Raw genomic sequence first — 18,571 nt, 5'->3', positions numbered from 1 at the left:
ACCGGGGAGCCCTCAGCCCCGGGTGCGGCTCCCGTCGTCGGCGTACTCGACCCCGCCGATGTCGACCGACCGCTTCGCGTTCGCCAGCGAGGTGACCACGACGGTGCCGATCGGGCCCTCGCGGTCGAGGACGGCGGCGGTGCCGACCGCGATGCCGTCGTGCTCGACGCGGTCCACCGCCGCCAGCCCGACCGAGAGGTCGACCGGCAGGCGGGAGAGCGCGAGGGTGATGTCGGTGTTGATGTGCTCGACGCCGCGGTCGCCCCAGTTGGTGACCAGGCTGGCGCCGTCGGCGATGGCGGCGACCGCCTGGAACGGCGTGCCCGGCTCGCCCGCGACCACCGGGATGGCGGTGTTCCAGGACTGCTTGCGCGCGGCGTTCTGGTGCGCCCCGAAGGACTGCGACCAGCCGGCCGAGCTGTGGATGAACGGCACGTGCGGCTCCCGGGTGGGCGGGGCGACGTCCAGCGGCGGCGGCACCGGCCGCTCGGCCGCCGGCGGCGACCAGACCGTGCCCGCCGTCGACTCCGACGGCTTGAGGAAGACCACCCCGGCCCGGGCCACGCGGGTCCCGCCCTGGGTGAGCACCACGTCGACCAGGAGGATCCGCGGGCCCTCGCGGACCACCTCGGCCGCGACGAGGGACTCGGTCATCCGGGCCGCCCGGAACAGGTCCACGGTGTAGCGGGCGGGACGCAGGTCCTCGCGCCCGCGCTCGGCAAGGCACCGCTCGGCGGCCCGCGCGAGCGCCCCGCTCACCGCGACGCCGTGCATCTGGTCGTCGTCCCACATGCTCCGGGCCATGTCGGTGGGGACGAGGGCGTCGCCGCTGCGGCGGAAGAACGAGAGGTCGATGGCGTTCATGATGTGCTCATGATGGTGCCCCGCCGCGCCCGGCGTACGCGGAGAGCTGCGCCATGGACTCCCGGACGGCGGCCAGCACCGCCCGCCGGTCGTACGGCGCGGGGTCGACGGCGTTCACGACCTGCACCACCGCGCCGTTCTGCACGAACCCGGTGACCGTGAGCGCGCCGTCCTCGGAGGTGCCGGCGACCAGGCGCGCGTCGTCGGCCCCGGGTACGTCGGGCTCCGTGGCGCTGCCGTCGTCGGGCGCGCCCATCTGCTCCCACGCGGCGTCCAGGCCCTCGGGGAACACCAGGTAGTTGGCGTCCAGGACGGCGCCGCCCTCGGTGCGGGGCACCAGCGCGCACCGCGGGGCGTCGGGGGTCCCGCTGTCCTTGCGCAGCCGCTCGCCCAGCGCCGCCTCGATCCTGGCGACGCGCAGGCCGTCGCACGGGTTCCACGCGGGAGCCGCGGACGCGGACGGGTCGGACGACTCCGCGGAGGGCGACGGGTCCGCGGACGGGGCGGGGTCCGACCCGCCGCCGCACCCGGCGAGCAGCAGGACGAGCGCGGCGGGCACCGCGGCCAGCCGCCTCACGGGGTCGCCTCGCCGGGCGCGTCCGGCGGCGGGGTGGGCGCACCCGGCAGCCGCATCACCAGGCGGGCGCCGCCGGTGGGTGCGCGGCCGGCCTCGACGTCGCCGGAGTGCCGGGAGGCGACCTGCTGGACGATCGAGAGCCCCAGGCCCGAGCCCGGCATCGACCGGGACTCCTCGGAGCGCCAGAACCGCTCGAAGACGTGCGGCAGGTCGGCCTCGGCGATCCCGGGTCCCTCGTCGTCGACGGTGAGCTCCCCGTCCACCAGCGTCACCCGGATGGTGCCGCCCTCGGGGCTCCACTTCGCGGCGTTGTCGAGCAGGTTGGTGATCGCCCGCTCCAGCGCGCCCTGCTCGCCGACGACGAACCAGGGCTGGGCCCAGACCTCGACGCTGACGCCGGGCGCGCGGCGGCGTACCCGGGCGACCGCGTTGTCGAGCACCTCGACGAGGTCGACGGTGGCGATCACGTGGGTGAGCGGCTCGTCGCGGGCGAGCTCCACCAGGTCACCGATCAGCGTGGTCATCTCCTCGATCTGGGCGCGGACGTCGTCGAGCAGCTCGGCCCGGGCGGCGGCGGGCAGCGCGGACGCCGTCGACGCCGCGTCGGACTGGGCGAGCAGGTCGAGGTTGGTGCGCAGGGAGGTCAGCGGGGTGCGCAGCTCGTGACCGGCGTCGGCCACGAGCCGGCGCTGCCGGTCCCGCGAGGCCGCGAGCGCCGCCAGCGTCTGGTTGAACGCCGTCGCCAGCCGGGCGATCTCGTCGTGCCCCTCGACGGGCAGCGGCCGCAGGTCCTCGGTGCGGGCGATGTGCTCGACCTCGGTGGTCAGCCGCCGCACCGGACGCAGCCCGTTGGCCGCGACGCCCCACCCGGCGGCGCCCGCCGCGATCACGCCGGCGACCCCGAAGAGCAGCATCACGATGCCCAGCTTGGACAGCACCTGCTGCTGGCCCTCGAGTGACTGCGCGACGAGCAGCGCCTCGCCCTCACGGTAGGGGACCGCCACTACCCGGTAGCTGCTGCCGTCCACCCGCACCGTGCGGATGCTCGACCCCGCCTCGTCGCGGGCGACCTCGACCTCGGCCTTGCCCAGACGGGGCGGGTCGCCGATCCGGTCGTACCAGACGTACTTGCCGTCGGCGTACATCATCCCGATCCGGACGTCGGTGGCCACGAGCCGGAACGCCGGGATCTCGCTGCCGGTCTCCTGGTCGGTGATCGCCGGCGCCTGGGCGGCCTGCGTGGCCCGCGACATGAGCGACTCGTCGAGGCTGGACTGCATCTGCATCCGGACGGTGACGTACGCGCCGAGCGCCACGAAGGCGACCGAGATGCCGACGGCCAGCGTGGTGAGCAGGGTGACCCGGCTGGCCAGCGAGCGGCGGTAGCGCCAGCGCCGGTCGACGGGCCCGTCGCCGGGTCGGTCGACGGGCCGGGGGTCCACCGTCACGATTCCTTCAGCACGTAGCCGACGCCACGCACCGTGTGGATCAGTCGCGGCTCGCCCTCGGCCTCGGTCTTGCGCCGCAGGTAGCCGACGTACACCTCGAGGGAGTTGGCGGTCGTCGGGAAGTCGAAGCCCCAGACCTCCTCGAGGATGAAGCTGCGCTCCAGCACCCGCCGTGGCCGCCGCAGGAACATCTCGAGCAGGGTGAACTCGGTGCGGGTCAGCTCGATGAGGCGGCCGCCCCGACGCACCTCGCGGGTGGCGACGTCCATGCTGAGGTCGGAGAAGGTCAGGACCTCGTCGGGCGCGTCCTCGTCGGGCACCACCCGGCGCAGCAGCGCACGGAGCCGGGCCAGCAGCTCGGCCAGCGCGAAGGGCTTGGTGAGGTAGTCGTCGGCGCCGGCGTCGAGCCCGTCGACCCGGTCGCTCACCGCGTCCCGGGCGGTCAGCACCAGGATCGGCACGTCGTTGCCCGCCGACCGCAGCGCGCGGGTCGTCTCGATCCCGTCCAGCCGCGGCATCATCACGTCCATCACCACGACGTCCGGCGCGACCGTCGCGATCCCGGCCAGCGCCTCCGCGCCGTCGCCGGCGAGGTGCACCTCGTAGCCGTTGAACTCCAGCGACCGGCGCAGCGACTCGCGCACGGCCTTGTCGTCGTCGACGACGAGGACACGCGGCTTCGGCGTGGTCGTCATGCGGCGGCTCCTCCTCTGGTCGGACCGCTCCACTGTGCCATTCGAGCCTGAGCCATGTCTGAGAGCAGGGGTACGCTCCGGCGGGGCGCCCCGTGGGGAGGGCGTCCACCAGGGGGGTTCCACCATGTCCGTCGTCGTGTCCGTCGTCACCGCGTCCACCCGTCCGGCGCGTCTCGCGCTGGCGCTGCTGCTCTCGGTGGCGCTGGTGCTGCCGGCCTGGCCCGGCCCGGCCCGCGCGCACGAGGGCCACGACCACGGCCAGCGGGACCAGGCGCGCGCGCCGCAGCTGCCGGCCGGCTTCCAGGACCGCGAGGTCATCACCGGGCTGAACGAGCCCACCGTCGTGGACTTCGCGCCCGACGGCACCGCCTTCGTGGGCACCAAGGCCGGGGAGATCAGCACCTTCGCCCGCGCGGGCGACGGGTTCGCCGGCACTCCCGCCCCGTTCGCCGACCTCAAGGTCAGCGTCTACAACTACTGGGACCGCGGCCTGGTGGGCCTCGCCGTCGACCCCCGGTTCGGCACCGGCGCGGGGCGTGACTACGTCTACGTCACCTACACCTACAACCGCGACCCGCGCGACAACCCGCCGCGGGTGCCGAAGTACAGCGGCGTCGGCAGCCCCTACTACGACGACTGCGCCACGCCGGCGGACTACGAGGACGGCAACCCCGTCGGCTGCATCGCGATGGCCCGGGTCAGCCGGCTGGCCGCGGAGAAGGTCGACGGCGCCTGGCGCCTGAAGCAGAACGGCGAGACCCAGCTGCTCGCCGACGGCTGCTTCCAGTTCCCCAGCCACGCCTCCGGCGCGGTCCAGGTCGGCCCCGACGGGCTCCTCTACGTGACGATGGGCGAGGGCGCGAGCTTCGACACCGTCGACTACGGCCAGTTCGGCAACCCCTGCGGCGACCCGGCCGGCGCCGGCGGCTCGCTGCGCTCCCAGGACCTCCGCACCACCGGCGACCCGCTCGGCACCGACGGCACCCTGCTGCGGATCGACCCGATGACCGGGCTCGCGGCCGACGGCAGCAACGACAACGCGAAGCGGATCGCGGCGTACGGCCTGCGCAACCCGTGGCGCTTCACCTTCCGCCCGGGCACCGACGAGGTCTGGATGGGCGACGTCGGAGCGGGCGGCTTCGACGAGGTCAACCGGCTCACCGACGCGGACAACCCGGCCGCCGCGCCGCGCAACTTCGGCTGGCCCTGCTTCGAGGGAGGCCGCACCGGCACCTCCGTCCGCACGCCCGGGTGGGACGAGGTCGACAAGCCCCTGTGCGAGTCGCTCTACGACGGCACCGCCCCGGCCGCCGAGCGAGCGGTCGCCCCGCACCTGGCGTACTCCCGCTCGGGCGAGGTCGTGACGGGCGACGGCTGCGCCACCGGCACCGCGTCGGTCTCCGGCGTGCAGTTCATGAGCGGCTACCCGGCGCCGTACGAGGGCGCGCTGGCGTTCGCCGACTTCGCCCGCGGCTGCATCTGGGTCGCGCCGCTGACAAACGGCCAGCCGGACCGCACCAAGATGCAGCGCCTGGTCGGCGACGCCGAGTCGCCCGTGGACCTGACCACCGGGCCGGAGGGCGACCTCTACTACGTCGACTACGGGCTGGGCGAGGACGGCGGCCCGGTCGAGGGCGCGGGAGCGATCCACCGGATCGCCCACGAGGGCAACGGCCGCCCGCCGGTGGCCTCGTTCACCGCGAACCCGCCGTACAGCTCCGAGGTGCCGCTCTCGGTCACCTTTGACGCGTCCCGCTCCAGCGACCCCGACGCCGACCAGCTCACCTACCGCTGGGACCTCGACGACGACGGCGCCTTCGACGACGGCGACGCCCCCGTGGTCTACCGCACCTACACGCGGGCCGGCCCGGTGCGGGTGCGGGTGCGGGTCGACGACGGCAACGGCAACACCGACGTCGCCGAGCGCACGGTCCACGTCGGCAACGACCCGCCGCAGCTGGTGGACGTGCGGCCCGGCGCCGACCTGAGGTGGGCGGTCGGCGACGAGATCCCGTTCTCGGCGAGCGCCACCGACGTGCAGGACGGCCCGCTGCCGGCCTCGGCGATCACCTGGTCGCTGGCGATCAGCCACTGCCCGTCGGTCTGCCACAGCCACCCGATCGAGACCCGCACCGGCGTGCCGTCCGGCGTCTTCACCGCGCCCGACCACGAGTACCCCTCCAAGCTGGTGCTCCGGGTGCAGGCCACCGACTCCCTCGGCTTCACGGCCGAGCGCAGCATCGTGCTCCAGCCGAAGACGGTCGACCTCACCTTCGACACCACGCCGGTGGACGCGCCGGTCAGCGTGCTCGCGGTCTCGAAGTCCGGCCGGTTCACCCAGCGCGTCATCGTCGGCTCGACGCTCACGATGTCGGTGCCCGAGACCGTGCCGGCCCAGGGCCGCACCTGGCGGTTCCGGCGCTGGTCCGACGGCGGCGAGCGGGTGCACCAGACCATCGCGCCGGCGACCGACACCACCTACTGCGCGACGTACGCCGCCGGCGCCGCGGCCTGCTCGAGCCTGGCGGTGCGGGCGGTCCCGGGCCGGCTCAAGGTGAAGGTCGAGGTGGACGGCAAGGCCCGCCGCTCGGGCTGGTCGACGAAGGTCGAGGACGGCGACCGGGTGCGGGTGCAGGCGCCGAAGCGGGTACGCCGCGGCGGCAAGGTCTGGGTCTTCAAGCGCTGGTCGGACCGGGGCGGGCGCGCCCACACGGTCACGGTGCGCGGCGACCTGGTGCTCAAGGCCGTCTACCAGCGGCGCCGGCGGGCATAGGCCCGGGAACAGGAGGAGCATGTACTTCGACAACAGGCCCTGCGACGTCTGCGGGTCCGAGGTCCGGCTGAAGGCCCACGACTCCTCGACGCCGCTCCGCGGCCCGGACCCCGACGGCACGGTCGACGAGCGGGTCTGCACCAACCCCGACTGCGCGAGCCACGAGGACGGCGGCCCTCAGGCGTAGCGGGCCGCCGCGGCGGCGGCCCGGGCGCCGTACCCGCCGCCGAAGAGGCAGGCGTGCACCAGCAGCGGGAAGAGCTGGTGCAGGGCGATCCGGTCCTCCCAGCCGTCGGCGAGCGGCGCCGCCTCGTCGTACGCCTCGAGCACGCGCGGCAGGTGCGGCAGCCCGAAGAGCGAGAGCATCGCGAGGTCGACCTCGCGATGACCGCCGTACGCCGCGGGGTCGATGACGCTGACCCGGCCGTCGGCGCCCCACAGCACGTTGCCGTTCCACAGGTCGCCGTGCAGCCGCGCGGGGGGCTCGTCGGGGAGCAGGCCGCTCAGCCGGCCGACCACCGACTCCACGGTCGCGGCTTCGCGCTCGGTGACGGCCTCGCGGTCGCGGGCCAGCTTGAGGTAGGGCAGCACCCGGCGGACGGCGTAGAACTCCGCCCAGGACGGCGCGGGCCGGTTCGGCAGCGGCAGCCGGGCGATGAAGCCGTCCTCGTCGAACCCGTACGTCGGTGCGCCGGCGGCGTGCGTGGCCGCGAGCGCCTGGCCGAACGCCGCCGCCATGTCGCCGCCGTTGCGGCCCGGCTCCACCCAGCGGATGATCAGGCACTCGGCGTCGACCGCGAGCACCTCGGGCACGGCGACCCCGCCCTCGGCCTGGGCCTCGGCGAGCCAGCGCAGCCCGCGGGCCTCGGACTCGAAGAACCCCGGGGGCGACTGCGGCAGGGTCTTGATCAGCGCGGTGGTGCCGTCGCTGAGCCGCAGCTTGGTGGCGGTCGCGACGTCCCCGCCGGCCACCGGTGCCGTCGCGACGACCGCCGAGCCGAGCAGCGCCTCGGCCCGCCGGGCCACCAGCGGCTGCCGGGTCACGGCTCCTCGAGCCTCCGGAAGGCGTCCACGATCGCGGCCGACGTCCGCTCCACCATGGTCAGCACCTCCTCGAACCCGTCGTCCCCACCGTAGTACGGGTCCGGAACCTCCCCGCCGGTCCCGACCGGGTCGAAGTCGCGGAACAGCCGCACCCGCTCGCTGCGGCCGCCGAGGTCGGCGAGGTTGCTCTCGTCCATGGCGAGGACCAGGTCGTGCTCCTCGAGCCAGGTCTGCGCCCACTGCTGCGCGCGGTGCCGCGACGCGTCGTACCCGGCGGCGGTGAGCGTGGCCGCGGCCCGCTCGTCCATCGGGTGACCGACGTGCCAGTCGCCGGTGCCGCAGCTGGCCACGGTGACCCGGCCGGAGAGCCCGGCCTCGTCGACGCGCTCGGAGAGCACCACGTCGGCCATGGGGGAGCGGCAGATGTTGCCCAGGCAGACCAGCGCGACCGAGTAGCGGCCGGGCGTGCGGGGCGCGGGCAGGTCGGGGGCGCTCACCGGCGGGGCCCGTCGTCGTCGATGACCCCGTCGACGACCCAGGTGACCAGGGTGATCACGATCGCGCCGCCGACCGCGGACCAGAAGCCGGTCACCCGGAAGCCGATGTCCAGCTGCTCGGCGACCCAGCTGGTCAGGCCCAGCATCGCGGCATTGATGACCAGCAGGAAGAGCCCGAGCGTGAGCACGATGAAGGGGATGGAGAGCACCTTCAGCACCGGCTTCACGAACGAGGTGACGATGCCGAGGATCAGCGCCACCAGCAGCAGCGGGACGATCTTCTCCTCCAGCTCGGCGCGGCCGGAGGACGGGCCGGTGAACCGGATCCCGTCGATCAGCCAGGCGGCGACGGCCAGGGCGACGGTGTTGGTGAGGAGCCAGGAGACGAAGCGCACGGGCCGATCCTGTCAGGCGTCGGTGAGCCCCAGCGCATCGATGATGTCCTCCTCGGCGTCGATGAGGTGCTGGCGGAGGAACTCCGAGGCGCCGGGGATGTCGCCCTGCTCGAGGAGGGCGACGAGCGCGGTGTGGTTGTCGGCCTCGTCGTGGGCGTTGCGGCGGATCCGCTCGACCTGGGCGAGCGCGAGCTTGAGCTCGACGACCAGGTTGTCGGCCATCGCCACCAGGCGCGGCGACCCGGTCAGCCCCACCAGGGAGACATGGAAGGTGAGGTGCCGCTCGTTGAGCTCCTGGTACGTCGCGTCGCCGCGGTGCACCGCCGAGGTGTAGGCGTCCAGCGTCGCGCGCACCTGCTCCCGCTGCTCCTCGTCGGCCTCGAGCCACCGGCGTACCCCGGCGCCCTCGAGCACCCAGCGCGCGGCGCAGACGTCGCGCACCGAGGCGGTCTCGGGCGTGGCGACGTGCACCCCGCGGTTCGGCTCGCGGGTGGCCAGCCCCTCGGCGACGAGCAGGGTGAGCGCCTCGCGCACGGTGGGCCGGCTGACGCCCAGGGAGGCGGCGAGCGCCATCTCGCGCAACGGTGTGCCGGACTCCAGCTCCCCGTCGAAGATGGCGCGCCGGAGCTCCTGAGCGACTCGGTCCACGGTGGACGAGAGCTCGAGGTGCAGCGTGCCGAACGGCGCGGACATGACCTCATTGTGGGGGGAAAGGGGCCAGGTTGTCCGGACAGGTTGCGCGGCGACCGGTTTTGGCCCCACACTGACCGCGTTGTCAGATTGTCTGACAATGCTGGCCGCGGTCCTGGGAGGTCGTCGATGTCGGTGCTGCAGAGGACGCGTGGTCTGGGCTGGGGTCAGCGGTACGTCGCCGTCGAGCCCACCCACTTCCGGGTCGACTACGTCATCAACCCGTTCATGGATCCCGCCGTGCAGCCCGACCCCGTGCTGGCGATGAGCCAGTGGCAGACGATGGTGCGCACCCTGGAGGGCCTCGGTGCCAGCGTCGACGTCCTCGCGCAACGCCCCGACGCGCCGGACATGGTCTACGCGATGAACCTCGGCCTCGGCCTGGTCCGCGCCGACGGCACCCGGCAGGCGGTGATGTCGCACATGCGGTACGCCGAGCGCCGGATGGAGACCGTGAGCGCCGGACCGTTCTTCGCCGGCCTCGGCCACGCCCCGTCGTACGTCGGGAGCGACGGCGTCGGCGCCCACCTCGAGGCGGGCGACGCGTTCGCGTTCGGCGACGCCCTCGTCGTCGGCTACGGCCCCCGCACCGAGGAGCTCGCGCTCAAGCACCTCGCCGCCGACCTCGGCGTCCGGGTCCGCGGGCTGCGGATCACCCACCCCGGCATGTACCACCTCGACCTGGCGTTCTGCCCGCTCGACGAGCGCCGGGCGCTGGTCTGCCCGGCCGCGCTCGACGCGCCCTCGGCCGCCGCGCTGCTGGAGCTGGTGCCCGAGCCGCTGGTGCTGACCGAGGAGGAGGCGCTGACCACGTTCGCCGCCAACTCCGTCGTCGTCGGCAGCACCGTCGTGATGCCCGCCTGCCCGCCGCGGGTGCGCACGAAGCTCGAGGAGTGGGGCTTCGACGTCGTCATCGTCGACGTCTCGGAGTTCCACAAGGGCGGCGGCTCGATCCGCTGCCTCACCAACCCCATCGACATCACCGTCGGCCGCGACCTGCCCGCCGTCCCCGGCGGCGAGGTCGTCATCCCGCCCGAGGCCTGACGCCCCGCCGGTGGTTGAGCAGCGAAGGCGCTCTGCGCCTGAGCGTTGTCGAAACCCGGTGAGGTGAGGCAGGGCCTCGATCGACGTGGGCGGGGATGCTGCGGGGGTCTCGACATCGCTCGTCGCTGGCGCTCCTCGCTGCTCGACCACCGGTGCCTGAGCAGCGACGAGCGTCAGGATCGCCGAGTCGGCGCTTGTGTCCGCGCGCTGCCGGTGGTTGAGCCCCGCGGTGGTTGAGCAGCGAAGGCGCTCTGCGCCTGAGCGTTGTCGAAACCCGGTGAGGTAAGGCAGGGTCTCGATCAAGGTCGCGGGGGTGCTGCGGGGGTCTCGACATCGCTCGTCGCTGGCGCTCCTCGCTGCTCGACCACCGGTAGCTGAGCGTTGTCGAAACCCGGTGAGGTGAGGCAGGGTCTCGATCAAGGTCGTGGGGGTGCTGCGGGGGTCTCGACATCGCTCGTCGCTGGCGCTCCTCGCTGCTCGACCACCGGGGCGACCTCGGCACGCCCGTGGCCTCGGTACGGTCACCCCCATGTTTCCGGTCGGTGGCATCGAGGTCATGCTCGTCGGCGCCGTGCTGTCCGGGCTGGTCTGCCTCGTGCTCGGCGGCCTGCTCGGCCCGCGCGTCGGGTGGATCACGGCGTGGTCGCTGGCGGGCCTGCTCTGGTCGCTCGCGGTGATCGCCTGCCTGACCCTCATCCCCGCGGAGGCCAACCCGGGCGTCGTCAGCGCCGAGAGCCGGATGGACACCTGCTCCTGGGACATCGGCGGGCCCGCGCCGGACGGTTTCTGGATCTTCTCGGGTGGCCAGCGGCTGCTCAACACGGTCGCGTTCGTGCCGTCGGGCGCGCTGCTCGTGCTGCTCGCGTCGCGGTGGCGTGCGGCCGCGGTGATCTTGGTGCCGATCGGGCTGGCGCTGCTCGTGGCGTACTCCGCCGCCATCGAGCGGACCCAGCTCGAGCTGGCCCGGATCGACCGCGCGTGTGACGTCACCGACGTCGTCGACAACGTCACCGGCGCGGTGCTGGGCGTGCTGCTCGGCGGGGTGCTGGCGCTGGTTCTGCGGCCCTGGCGGGCTCGCATAGCCTGACGCGCATGCCGTCCCCGCAGCCCCGCCCGAACATCGCCGACATCCCGCCGTACGTCGCGGGGAAGCCGCCGACGGTCCGCCCCGGGATGACGTCGTACAAGCTCTCCTCGAACGAGAACCCGTACCCGCCGCTCCCCGGCGTCGTCGAGGCCGTGCAGGCGGCCGTCGGCCAGATGAACCGCTACCCCGACATGGGTTCCGGTGCGCTGTACGCCGCGCTCGCCGACACCCTGGACGTACCGGCGGAGGACCTGTCGGTGGCGACGGGGTCGGTGGGCCTGATCTACCAGCTGGTGCAGGCGTTCTGCGAGCCCGGCGACGAGGTCGTCCTCGCGTGGCGCTCCTTCGAGGCCTACCCGATCGCGATCACCGCCGCCGGCGCGACCGCCGTGCGCGTGCCGCTGCGGCCCGACGCCCGCCACGACCTCGACGCGATGGTCGACGCGATCACCGACCGCACCCGGATCGTGCTGGTCTGCACGCCCAACAACCCCACCGGCCCGGCGGTCACCCAGGCCGAGCTGGACGCCTTCCTCGCCCGGGTGCCCCCGCACGTGGTGGTCGTCGTGGACGAGGCGTACGTCGAGTTCGTCCGGATGGACGACCCGGTCGACGGGGTCGCGACGTACCGCCGCCACGAGAACGTCGTCCTCACCCGCACCTTCTCCAAGGCCTACGGCCTCGCCGGCTTCCGGGTGGGGTACGCCGTGGCGCCGACGCCGATCGCGGGCGCCCTGCGCGCGGTGTCGCTGCCGTTCGGGGTCTCGACGATCGCCCAGATCGCGGCGGTCGCCTCGCTCGAGCGCCACGCCGAGCTGATGGAGCGGGTCGACGCCCTGGTCGCCGAGCGCACGCGGGTCGTCGACGGGCTGCGCGCGGCCGGCTGGGACGTGCCGGACGCGCAGGGCAACTTCGTCTGGTTCGCGCTCGGCGACCGCACCACCGACTTCGCGCTCGCTGCCGACGAGCTCGGCATCGTCGTCCGGCCCTTCGCCGGGGAGGGTGCCCGCGTCTCCATCGGGGAGACCGAGGCCAACGACCGGCTGCTCCAGCTGGCGGCGGACTTCCCGCGCTGAGCCGCGCCCGTGGTCAGAGGCTGTCGGCGCCCGGCTCCTTGCTCGCCATCTCCGTGCTGGCCCGCCCGCGCTCGGCGGTCTCGGGCGGACCCTCGGTGGCGGTCTCCTCCTCGTCGGTCTCGGCCATGATCGCGATGATCGCCGCGCGGTCGGCCGCCGACGGCAGGCCCCAGCCGGGCTCGTAGCCGTAGACCTCGTCGAGCATCCGCCCGTCGGTGAGGTGGTCGAGCACCTCGAGGTCGCGGGGGCCGATCAGCGCCGGGTGCTCCACGCCGCAGGTCTCGGCCACCTTGAGCAGGTCGCGGCGCACCGTGCGCAGGTAGTTCGCCACCCGCTCGCCCTTGAGGACCGGGTCCAGGCCGTGCTCGAGCCACGCGTTCTGGGTGGCGACGCCGGTGGGGCACTCCCCGGTGTGGCACTTCTGCGCCTGGATGCAGCCGGCGGCCAGCATCGCCTCGCGGGCGACGCTCACCATGTCGGCGCCCAGCGCGAACGCGACGACGGCGTTGTCGGGCAGCCCGAGCTTGCCGGCGCCGATGAACACGACGTCCTCGTGCAGCCCGCGGGACGCGAACTCCCGGTAGACCCGGGAGAAGCCGATCCGGAACGGCAGCGACACGGCGTCGGTGAAGATCAGCGGCGAGGCGCCGGTGCCGCCCTCGCCGCCGTCGACCGAGATGAAGTCGACGCCGCGCTCGCGCGACTCCATCTGCGTCGCCAGGTCGCGCCAGAACTCCATGTCGCCGACCGCGGACTTGATGCCGACCGGCAGGCCGGTCTCCTCGGCGATCATCTCCACGAAGTCGAGCATCGAGTCGACGTCGTGGAACTCCGCGTGGCGCGAGGGGCTCAGGCAGTCCACGCCCATCGGCACCCCGCGGGTCTCCGAGATCTCCCGGGAGACCTTCGGGGCGGGGAGCACGCCGCCCAGCCCGGGCTTGGCGCCCTGGCTGAGCTTCACCTCGATCGCCCGGATCGGCGCGGACGCCACCAGCTCCTGGAGCCGCGGGAGGCTGAAGCGGCCCTCCTCGTCGCGGCAGCCGAAGTACGCCGTCCCGATCTGGAAGATCAGGTCGCCGCCCCCGTTGCGGTGGTACCGCGAGACCGCGCCCTCCCCGGTGTTGTGCAGGCAGCCGGCCGCCGCCGCGCCGCGGTTGATCGCCTCGATCGCGTTGCCGGACAGCGAGCCGTAGCTCATCCCGGAGATGTTGACGACCGACGCCGGCCGGAACGCGTGCCGCCGTCCGCGCGCGCCGCCGAGGACCTTGGCCGCGGGCAGCCGCGCCTCCTGCCCCACCCGGCCGTGCGTCGGGTAGGCGGAGCCGAAGGTCTTGTGGTGGACGATCATGTTGCCGCTGCTGTGCTCGAGGTCGTTGTCGGAGCCGAACCCGAAGTAGTTGTTCTCGAGCTTCGCCGAGGCGTAGACCCAGCGCCGCTGGTCGCGGCTGAACGGCCGCTCCTCGTCGTTGCTCGCGACGATGTACTGGCGCAGCTCCGGCCCGACCGCCTCCAGCCAGAAGCGCGCGTGCCCCACCAGCGGGAAGTTGCGCAGGATGGCGTGCTTGCGCTGCAGCAGGTCGTGCGCGGCGACCGCGCCGAGCGCCGCGACGGGGGCGGCCCAGAGCTTCTTCATGGCGCTCCGGTACCCGGCCGTGGTCGGGCTGCTCATCCTCCCGAGAGGCTGAAGTGCTGCGGGTCGGTGAGCGAGGTCCACGCGCCGCCCCAGCCCCAGCCGATCCGCTCGAACGCGCGGACGACCGGCCCGCCGGCCACCACCATCCCGGGCCGCACGTCCGCGCGGTCCAGGTACGCCGAGGCCAGCTCGGGCAGCACCACGTCGCCGCGCCGGTACGGGTTGTGGAACGGGTTGAGGTCGACGGCCAGGCCCAGCGCGTGCTCGGAGTACGAGGTCCCGCTGGTCACCGGCCGGCACACGAACGCCCCCGAGTTGTTGCCGTCGCCGGTCGGGGCCAGGTCCAGCTCGGCCGCGGTCGTGATCCGCAGCTCCTCCAGCGGGAACCGCGCCCGCCACAGGTCGCGGAAGACGCTGACCAGGTCGTCGGCCACCGCCGAGGCGACCAGCAGCTCGCCGGTGTGCCGCGCGCCGTCGAAGCCGTGGAACGCCACCCGCACCCAGGCCAGCTCGTCACGGCCCACCGGGCAGCCCGGCTGCCACGTCGAGCGGGCGAGCACGCCCGCCGGCGCCGGGTCGCGCACCCGGCTCGCGAAGCCGCGGCCCGGCAGCGGCGGCAGCCGGTCGGCCAGCGTGAACCGCCGGTCCCGCAGCGCGCGCGGCGTACGCCGGACCTCGCCGTACCCGTCCTCGGTCAGCGGGAGCGCGCGGCTGCCCAGCCAGGACGGCGGCACGGCGCCGGGGTCCGGCGCGGGCGCGGGGTCCGGCTCGGGCTCCGCAGTGGGGGAGGCGGGCGAGGAGGCGGCGGACGGGGCGGTCGCCGCGGGGGTGCGGTCGGTCGCCGGCTCGGTGCTGCAGGCGGGCAGCACGAGCGCCACGAGCAGCACGGGCAGCAGGGCGAGGAGCGGACGACGCACGCCCCGACCGTACGACCGCGGAGCCCGGCGCGGTCGTTGAGGGTTCACCTAGGCTGGGGGGATGAGCGACCCGGACGAGCAGGACCAGACCCCGTCGTACGTCGCGAAGGGTCAGGAGTTCGACCGCGACATGAACTACATCCCCGACCGGATCACCCGGGACGCGCGGCGCCCCGAGCACGGCCCCGTCGAGGGTGAGCTGTGGCCGGTCGAGCCGTGCCGCTACCGGCTGATCGCGGCGCCCGCCTGCCCGTGGGCCAACCGGTCGCTCATCGTGCGCAAGCTCCTCGGCCTCGAGGACGTCATCTCCGTCGGCCTGCCCGGGCCGACCCACGACAAGCGCAGCTGGACCTTCGACCTCGACCCGGGCGGCGTGGACCCGGTGCTGGGCATCGAGCGGCTGCAGGACGCCTACTTCGCGCGCTACCCCGACTACCCGCGCGGCATCACGGTGCCCGCGATCGTGGAGGTGGAGAGCGGCAAGGTCGTCACCAACGACTTCCCGTGGATCACCCACGACCTGTTCTTCGAGTGGCGCGACTTCCACCGCGAGGACGCCCCGGACCTGTGGCCCGCCGAGCTCCGCGAGGAGATGGAGGAGGTCATGCAGCGGATCTTCACCGAGGTCAACAACGGCGTCTACCGCTGCGGCTTCGCCGGCTCCCAGGAGGCGTACGACGCGGCGTACGACCGGCTGTGGGCGGCGATGGACTGGCTCGAGGAGCGGCTCGCCACGCGCCGCTACCTGATGGGCGAGGCGATCACCGAGGCCGACGTGCGCCTGTTCACGACCCTGGCCCGCTTCGACGCGGTCTACCACGGCCACTTCAAGTGCAACCGGCAGAAGCTCACCGAGATGCCGGCGCTGTGGGGCTACGCGCGCGACCTGTTCCAGACGCCCGGGTTCGGCGAGACGATCGACTTCGAGCAGATCAAGCAGCACTACTACGTCGTGCACGTCGACGTGAACCCCTCCGGCATCGTCCCGAAGGGGCCGGACCCGGCGGTCTGGGAGACCCCGCACGGACGGGACGCGGTCTAGCCGCGGGCCCTCAGGGGCGCGCCGCGTCCTCCGCGACGGCCCGGCCGAGGCGGACGAGGGTCTCCTCGATCGCCTTCTTCGTCCGCCCGCCCATCAGGGTGCGCATGACCACGCGCACCGGGGCCGGGTAGCGGGTCAGGTCCCAGGACTCGGTCACCCGGGTGCCGCCCTCGACCGGCTCCAGCTCGTAGCGCCAGCGGTGCTGCCCGAAGTGACGCCAGGCGATCAGCCGGTCCTCCTCGAACTCCACGACCCGGTTCTTGACCTTGTACGGCGCGCCCTGCTTCATGTCCATCCCGAACTCGGCGCCGAGGCTGAGCCGCTCCGGGCCGGAGACCGTGCCGCGTACGGTCCCCGAGCCGTCGATGCGCGGGTGCTGGCGGGGGTCGGCGAGGATCGCGAAGACGGCGCTCGGCGGGCCCGCGACGACGGTGCTGGCGGTGATGACATCAGATCCCATGACCCGAGCCTAGGGACGTGCACCCGAATTGGCCCGCCGCACGCCGGGCGATAGGTTGTCCGCACCCGTATGTGGTCCCGGTCACAGCGCACACCCAGCGCCCGTCCGGACCCGATCCGCGGTCGTCGGTGACCCCGCACGGCCGCTGACGTGAAGGAGTGCAGGTGACCCAGCAACCGAGTCCCGAGGGCAGCTTCGGCCCGGACCTCGTGGAGGTGTTCGGCCCCTCGCAGAGCGACGGCGGCCCGGACCTCGTCCAGCTCCTCACGCCGGAGGGCGAGCGCGTCCACCACCCGGAGTTCGACTTGGACTTCGACGCCGAGCAGCTGCTTGGCTTCTACCGCGACATGGTGCTGACCCGGCGCATCGACGTGGAGGCCACCGCCCTCCAGCGGCACGGCGAGCTCGGCATCTGGGCCCAGCTGCTGGGCCAGGAGGCCGCCCAGATCGGCGCCGGCCGCGCGCTGCGCCGCCAGGACCACGTCTTCCCGACCTACCGCGAGCACGGCGTCGCCTGGTGCCGCGGAATCGACCCGCTGCGCCTCCTCGGCCTCTTCCGCGGGGTCGACCACGGCGACTGGGACCCCGCCGAGCACGGCTTCGGGCTCTACACGATCGTCATCGGCGCGCAGACCCTGCACGCCACCGGCTACGCCATGGGCATGCAGCGCGACGGCGTCGTCGGCACCGGCGACCCCGACCGCGACGCGGCGGTGATCGCCCACTTCGGCGACGGCGCGTCCTCGCAGGGCGACGTCAACGAGGCGTTCATCTTCGCGGCCTCCTACAACGCCCCGGTCGTGTTCTTCTGCCAGAACAACCAGTGGGCGATCTCCGAGCCGATCGAGCGGCAGACCCGGATCCCGCTCTACCAGCGGGCGCTCGGCTTCGGCTTCCCCGGCGTCCGCGTCGACGGCAACGACGTGCTCGCGACGTACGCCGTGACGCAGGCGGCGCTGCAGCGGGCCCGCGACGGCCAGGGCCCGACGCTGGTCGAGGCCTACACCTACCGGATGGGCGCGCACACGACCACCGACGACCCGACCCGCTACCGGCTCTCCGCCGACGTGGAGAGCTGGAAGCTCAAGGACCCGATCGCGCGGCTGGACGCCTACCTCAAGCGCAACGGCCTCGCGGACCCCGCGTGGTTCGCCGAGCTCGACCAGGAGGCGGCCGACCTGGGCGCCACCCTGCGCGAGGGCTGCAAGGCGCTGCCCGACCCGCGGCCGCTCGACATGTTCGAGCACGTGTACGCCGAGCAGACCGAGGAGCTGCGGGTCCAGCAGGCGGGCTACGCCGCCTACCTCGAGTCCTTCGAGACCGAGGGGACCCACGCATGAGCACCAAGGTCACCCTCGCCAAGGGCCTCAACATGGGCCTGCGCCAGGCGATGGAGGACGACCCCAAGGTCCTGCTCATGGGCGAGGACGTCGGCAAGCTCGGCGGGGTCTTCCGGATCACCGACGGGCTGCAGAAGGACTTCGGCGAGGACCGGGTCATCGACTCCCCGCTCGCCGAGTCCGGCATCGTCGGCACCGCGGTCGGCATGGCGCTGCGCGGCTACCGGCCCGTGGTCGAGATCCAGTTCGACGGGTTCGTCTACCCGGCGTACGACCAGATCGTCTGCCAGGTCGCGAAGATGCACCACCGCAGCAAGGGCCGCTCGAAGATGCCGATGGTGATCCGCATCCCGTTCGGCGGCGGCATCGGCGCGGTCGAGCACCACAGCGAGTCGCCGGAGGCTCAGTTCGCGCACACCCCGGGCCTCAAGGTGGTCGCCTGCTCCAACCCCGTGGACGGCTACTGGATGATCCAGCAGGCCATCGCCTGCGACGATCCGGTGATCTTCCTGGAGCCCAAGCGGCAGTACCACGCCGACAAGGCCGACCTCGACGAGTCGGCGACCCCCGACCCGCTGTTCACCTCGCGCGTCGTCCGGGCCGGCACCGACCTCACCCTGCTCGCCTACGGGCCGACGGTGAAGACCGCGATGCGGGCCGCCGAGGCGGCGGCGACGGAGGGGCGCTCGGTCGAGGTCATCGACCTGCGCACGCTCTCCCCGCTCGACATGGGGCCGGTGCTCGACTCCGTGCGCCGCACCGGCCGCGCCGTCGTGTGCCACGAGGCGCACGTCAACCTCGGCATGGGCGCCGAGCTCTCCGCGCGGATCACCGAGGAGTGCTTTTACTCCCTGGAGGCGCCGGTGCTACGGGTCGGCGGCTTCGACACGCCGTACCCCGCCTCGCGGATCGAGGAGGACTTCCTCCCCGACCTCGACCGGGTGCTGGACGCCGTCGACCGCTCGCTGGACTTCTGACCGGATCGCCTG

19 protein-coding genes are annotated in these 18,571 nt (G+C 73.5%); 8 read left to right on the top strand and 11 right to left on the bottom strand.

The genetic code is table 11. The features are described from left to right. Positions 1 to 12 precede the first annotated feature (12 nt). From H4O22_RS19675 to H4O22_RS19660, 4 genes are read right to left on the bottom strand one after another with little or no spacing between them, the layout of a single operon-like run. Positions 13 to 864, bottom strand: a complete 852-nt coding sequence (locus H4O22_RS19675) for an acyl-CoA thioesterase domain-containing protein (protein WP_182524981.1) — start codon at positions 862 to 864, stop codon at positions 13 to 15. Between the two features lie 7 nt (positions 865 to 871). After that, the gene (locus H4O22_RS19670; protein WP_182524980.1) at positions 872 to 1,441 is read right to left on the bottom strand and encodes a DUF3558 domain-containing protein; all 570 of its coding nucleotides are present in this window, start codon (positions 1,439 to 1,441) and stop codon (positions 872 to 874) included. Next, the gene (locus tag H4O22_RS19665; RefSeq protein WP_182524979.1) at positions 1,438 to 2,883 is read right to left on the bottom strand and encodes a HAMP domain-containing sensor histidine kinase; all 1,446 of its coding nucleotides are present in this window, start codon (positions 2,881 to 2,883) and stop codon (positions 1,438 to 1,440) included. Before H4O22_RS19665 ends, H4O22_RS19670 begins: the two co-directional genes overlap by 4 nt. A gap of 2 nt (positions 2,884 to 2,885) precedes the next feature. After that, positions 2,886 to 3,584 (bottom strand): response regulator transcription factor, encoded by a 699-nt coding sequence (locus H4O22_RS19660; protein WP_182524978.1) that lies wholly within the window; start codon positions 3,582 to 3,584, stop codon positions 2,886 to 2,888. A gap of 124 nt (positions 3,585 to 3,708) precedes the next feature. Between H4O22_RS19660 and H4O22_RS19655 the strand changes: the two genes are divergently transcribed. Continuing rightward, complete coding sequence (locus H4O22_RS19655) at positions 3,709 to 6,357, top strand: PQQ-dependent sugar dehydrogenase (RefSeq protein ID WP_182524977.1); 2,649 nt, start codon at positions 3,709 to 3,711, stop codon at positions 6,355 to 6,357. Positions 6,358 to 6,376: 19 nt separating this feature from the next. Continuing rightward, the gene (locus H4O22_RS19650; protein WP_182524976.1) at positions 6,377 to 6,544 is read left to right on the top strand and encodes a hypothetical protein; all 168 of its coding nucleotides are present in this window, start codon (positions 6,377 to 6,379) and stop codon (positions 6,542 to 6,544) included. On the opposite strand, the gene H4O22_RS19645 is transcribed toward H4O22_RS19650, so the two are convergent. The 4 genes from H4O22_RS19645 to H4O22_RS19630 are packed head-to-tail and all read right to left on the bottom strand — an operon-like array spanning position 6,535 to position 8,986. Continuing rightward, positions 6,535 to 7,401 (bottom strand): fructosamine kinase family protein, encoded by an 867-nt coding sequence (locus tag H4O22_RS19645; protein WP_182524975.1) that lies wholly within the window; start codon positions 7,399 to 7,401, stop codon positions 6,535 to 6,537. The genes H4O22_RS19650 and H4O22_RS19645 overlap by 10 nt on opposite strands. Further along, entirely contained in the window at positions 7,398 to 7,898 is a 501-nt protein-coding gene (locus tag H4O22_RS19640; RefSeq protein WP_182524974.1) for a low molecular weight protein-tyrosine-phosphatase, read from the bottom strand. Before H4O22_RS19640 ends, H4O22_RS19645 begins: the two co-directional genes overlap by 4 nt. Beyond that, positions 7,895 to 8,293: a phage holin family protein gene (locus H4O22_RS19635; protein ID WP_182524973.1), complete on the bottom strand. Its 399-nt coding sequence runs from the start codon at positions 8,291 to 8,293 to the stop codon at positions 7,895 to 7,897. Before H4O22_RS19635 ends, H4O22_RS19640 begins: the two co-directional genes overlap by 4 nt. A gap of 12 nt (positions 8,294 to 8,305) precedes the next feature. Beyond that, positions 8,306 to 8,986 (bottom strand): GntR family transcriptional regulator, encoded by a 681-nt coding sequence (locus H4O22_RS19630; RefSeq protein WP_182524972.1) that lies wholly within the window; start codon positions 8,984 to 8,986, stop codon positions 8,306 to 8,308. A gap of 126 nt (positions 8,987 to 9,112) precedes the next feature. Between H4O22_RS19630 and H4O22_RS19625 the strand changes: the two genes are divergently transcribed. The 3 genes from H4O22_RS19625 (at position 9,113) to hisC (ending at position 12,190) form a co-directional block, all read left to right on the top strand. Further along, entirely contained in the window at positions 9,113 to 10,027 is a 915-nt protein-coding gene (locus tag H4O22_RS19625; protein WP_182524971.1) for a dimethylarginine dimethylaminohydrolase family protein, read from the top strand. A 529-nt stretch (positions 10,028 to 10,556) separates the two neighbouring features. Continuing rightward, positions 10,557 to 11,114 (top strand): VanZ family protein, encoded by a 558-nt coding sequence (locus tag H4O22_RS19620; RefSeq protein WP_182524970.1) that lies wholly within the window; start codon positions 10,557 to 10,559, stop codon positions 11,112 to 11,114. A 5-nt stretch (positions 11,115 to 11,119) separates the two neighbouring features. Beyond that, on the top strand, positions 11,120 to 12,190 hold the full coding sequence (hisC, locus tag H4O22_RS19615) for a histidinol-phosphate transaminase (protein ID WP_182524969.1): 1,071 nt from the start codon (positions 11,120 to 11,122) through the stop codon (positions 12,188 to 12,190). Between the two features lie 13 nt (positions 12,191 to 12,203). On the opposite strand, the gene H4O22_RS19610 is transcribed toward hisC, so the two are convergent. Together H4O22_RS19610 and H4O22_RS19605 are read right to left on the bottom strand one after the other, a co-directional pair. Continuing rightward, entirely contained in the window at positions 12,204 to 13,823 is a 1,620-nt protein-coding gene (locus tag H4O22_RS19610) for an FMN-binding glutamate synthase family protein (protein ID WP_182524968.1), read from the bottom strand. A 32-nt stretch (positions 13,824 to 13,855) separates the two neighbouring features. Then, entirely contained in the window at positions 13,856 to 14,740 is an 885-nt protein-coding gene (locus tag H4O22_RS19605) for a M15 family metallopeptidase (protein ID WP_182524967.1), read from the bottom strand. Between the two features lie 61 nt (positions 14,741 to 14,801). Between H4O22_RS19605 and H4O22_RS19600 the strand changes: the two genes are divergently transcribed. Further along, positions 14,802 to 15,782 (top strand): glutathione S-transferase family protein, encoded by a 981-nt coding sequence (locus H4O22_RS19600; RefSeq protein ID WP_182524966.1) that lies wholly within the window; start codon positions 14,802 to 14,804, stop codon positions 15,780 to 15,782. A 10-nt stretch (positions 15,783 to 15,792) separates the two neighbouring features. Here H4O22_RS19600 and H4O22_RS19595 read toward each other — a convergent pair whose 3' ends face one another. Beyond that, positions 15,793 to 16,242, bottom strand: a complete 450-nt coding sequence (locus tag H4O22_RS19595) for an SRPBCC family protein (RefSeq protein WP_182524965.1) — start codon at positions 16,240 to 16,242, stop codon at positions 15,793 to 15,795. Between the two features lie 164 nt (positions 16,243 to 16,406). Here H4O22_RS19595 and pdhA point away from each other — a divergent pair, with 164 nt between their 5' ends. Then, entirely contained in the window at positions 16,407 to 17,582 is a 1,176-nt protein-coding gene (gene pdhA, locus H4O22_RS19590) for a pyruvate dehydrogenase (acetyl-transferring) E1 component subunit alpha (RefSeq protein WP_182524964.1), read from the top strand. Continuing rightward, the gene (locus H4O22_RS19585; protein WP_182524963.1) at positions 17,579 to 18,559 is read left to right on the top strand and encodes an alpha-ketoacid dehydrogenase subunit beta; all 981 of its coding nucleotides are present in this window, start codon (positions 17,579 to 17,581) and stop codon (positions 18,557 to 18,559) included. Before pdhA ends, H4O22_RS19585 begins: the two co-directional genes overlap by 4 nt. Positions 18,560 to 18,571: the final 12 nt, after the last annotated feature.

This window comes from Nocardioides dongkuii, from assembly GCF_014127485.1.
Taxonomy (GTDB): Bacteria; Actinomycetota; Actinomycetes; order Propionibacteriales; family Nocardioidaceae; genus Nocardioides; species Nocardioides dongkuii.
This window is presented reverse-complemented; position numbering and strand designations above follow the sequence as displayed.

Bases quoted from the DNA above. Each gene is read 5' to 3' on its own strand.
- hisC (WP_182524969.1), top strand. From the start codon at position 11,120: ATGCCGTCCCCGCAGCCCCGCCCGAACATCGCCGACATCCCGCCGTAC.
- H4O22_RS19595 (WP_182524965.1), bottom strand. From the start codon at position 16,242: ATGGGATCTGATGTCATCACCGCCAGCACCGTCGTCGCGGGCCCGCCG.
- H4O22_RS19620 (WP_182524970.1), top strand. From the start codon at position 10,557: ATGTTTCCGGTCGGTGGCATCGAGGTCATGCTCGTCGGCGCCGTGCTG.
- H4O22_RS19585 (WP_182524963.1), top strand. From the start codon at position 17,579: ATGAGCACCAAGGTCACCCTCGCCAAGGGCCTCAACATGGGCCTGCGC.
- H4O22_RS19630 (WP_182524972.1), bottom strand. From the start codon at position 8,986: ATGTCCGCGCCGTTCGGCACGCTGCACCTCGAGCTCTCGTCCACCGTG.
- H4O22_RS19625 (WP_182524971.1), top strand. From the start codon at position 9,113: ATGTCGGTGCTGCAGAGGACGCGTGGTCTGGGCTGGGGTCAGCGGTAC.
- H4O22_RS19600 (WP_182524966.1), top strand. From the start codon at position 14,802: ATGAGCGACCCGGACGAGCAGGACCAGACCCCGTCGTACGTCGCGAAG.
- H4O22_RS19660 (WP_182524978.1), bottom strand. From the start codon at position 3,584: ATGACGACCACGCCGAAGCCGCGTGTCCTCGTCGTCGACGACGACAAG.
- H4O22_RS19610 (WP_182524968.1), bottom strand. From the start codon at position 13,823: ATGAAGAAGCTCTGGGCCGCCCCCGTCGCGGCGCTCGGCGCGGTCGCC.
- H4O22_RS19675 (WP_182524981.1), bottom strand. From the start codon at position 864: ATGAACGCCATCGACCTCTCGTTCTTCCGCCGCAGCGGCGACGCCCTC.
- H4O22_RS19655 (WP_182524977.1), top strand. From the start codon at position 3,709: ATGTCCGTCGTCGTGTCCGTCGTCACCGCGTCCACCCGTCCGGCGCGT.
- H4O22_RS19650 (WP_182524976.1), top strand. From the start codon at position 6,377: ATGTACTTCGACAACAGGCCCTGCGACGTCTGCGGGTCCGAGGTCCGG.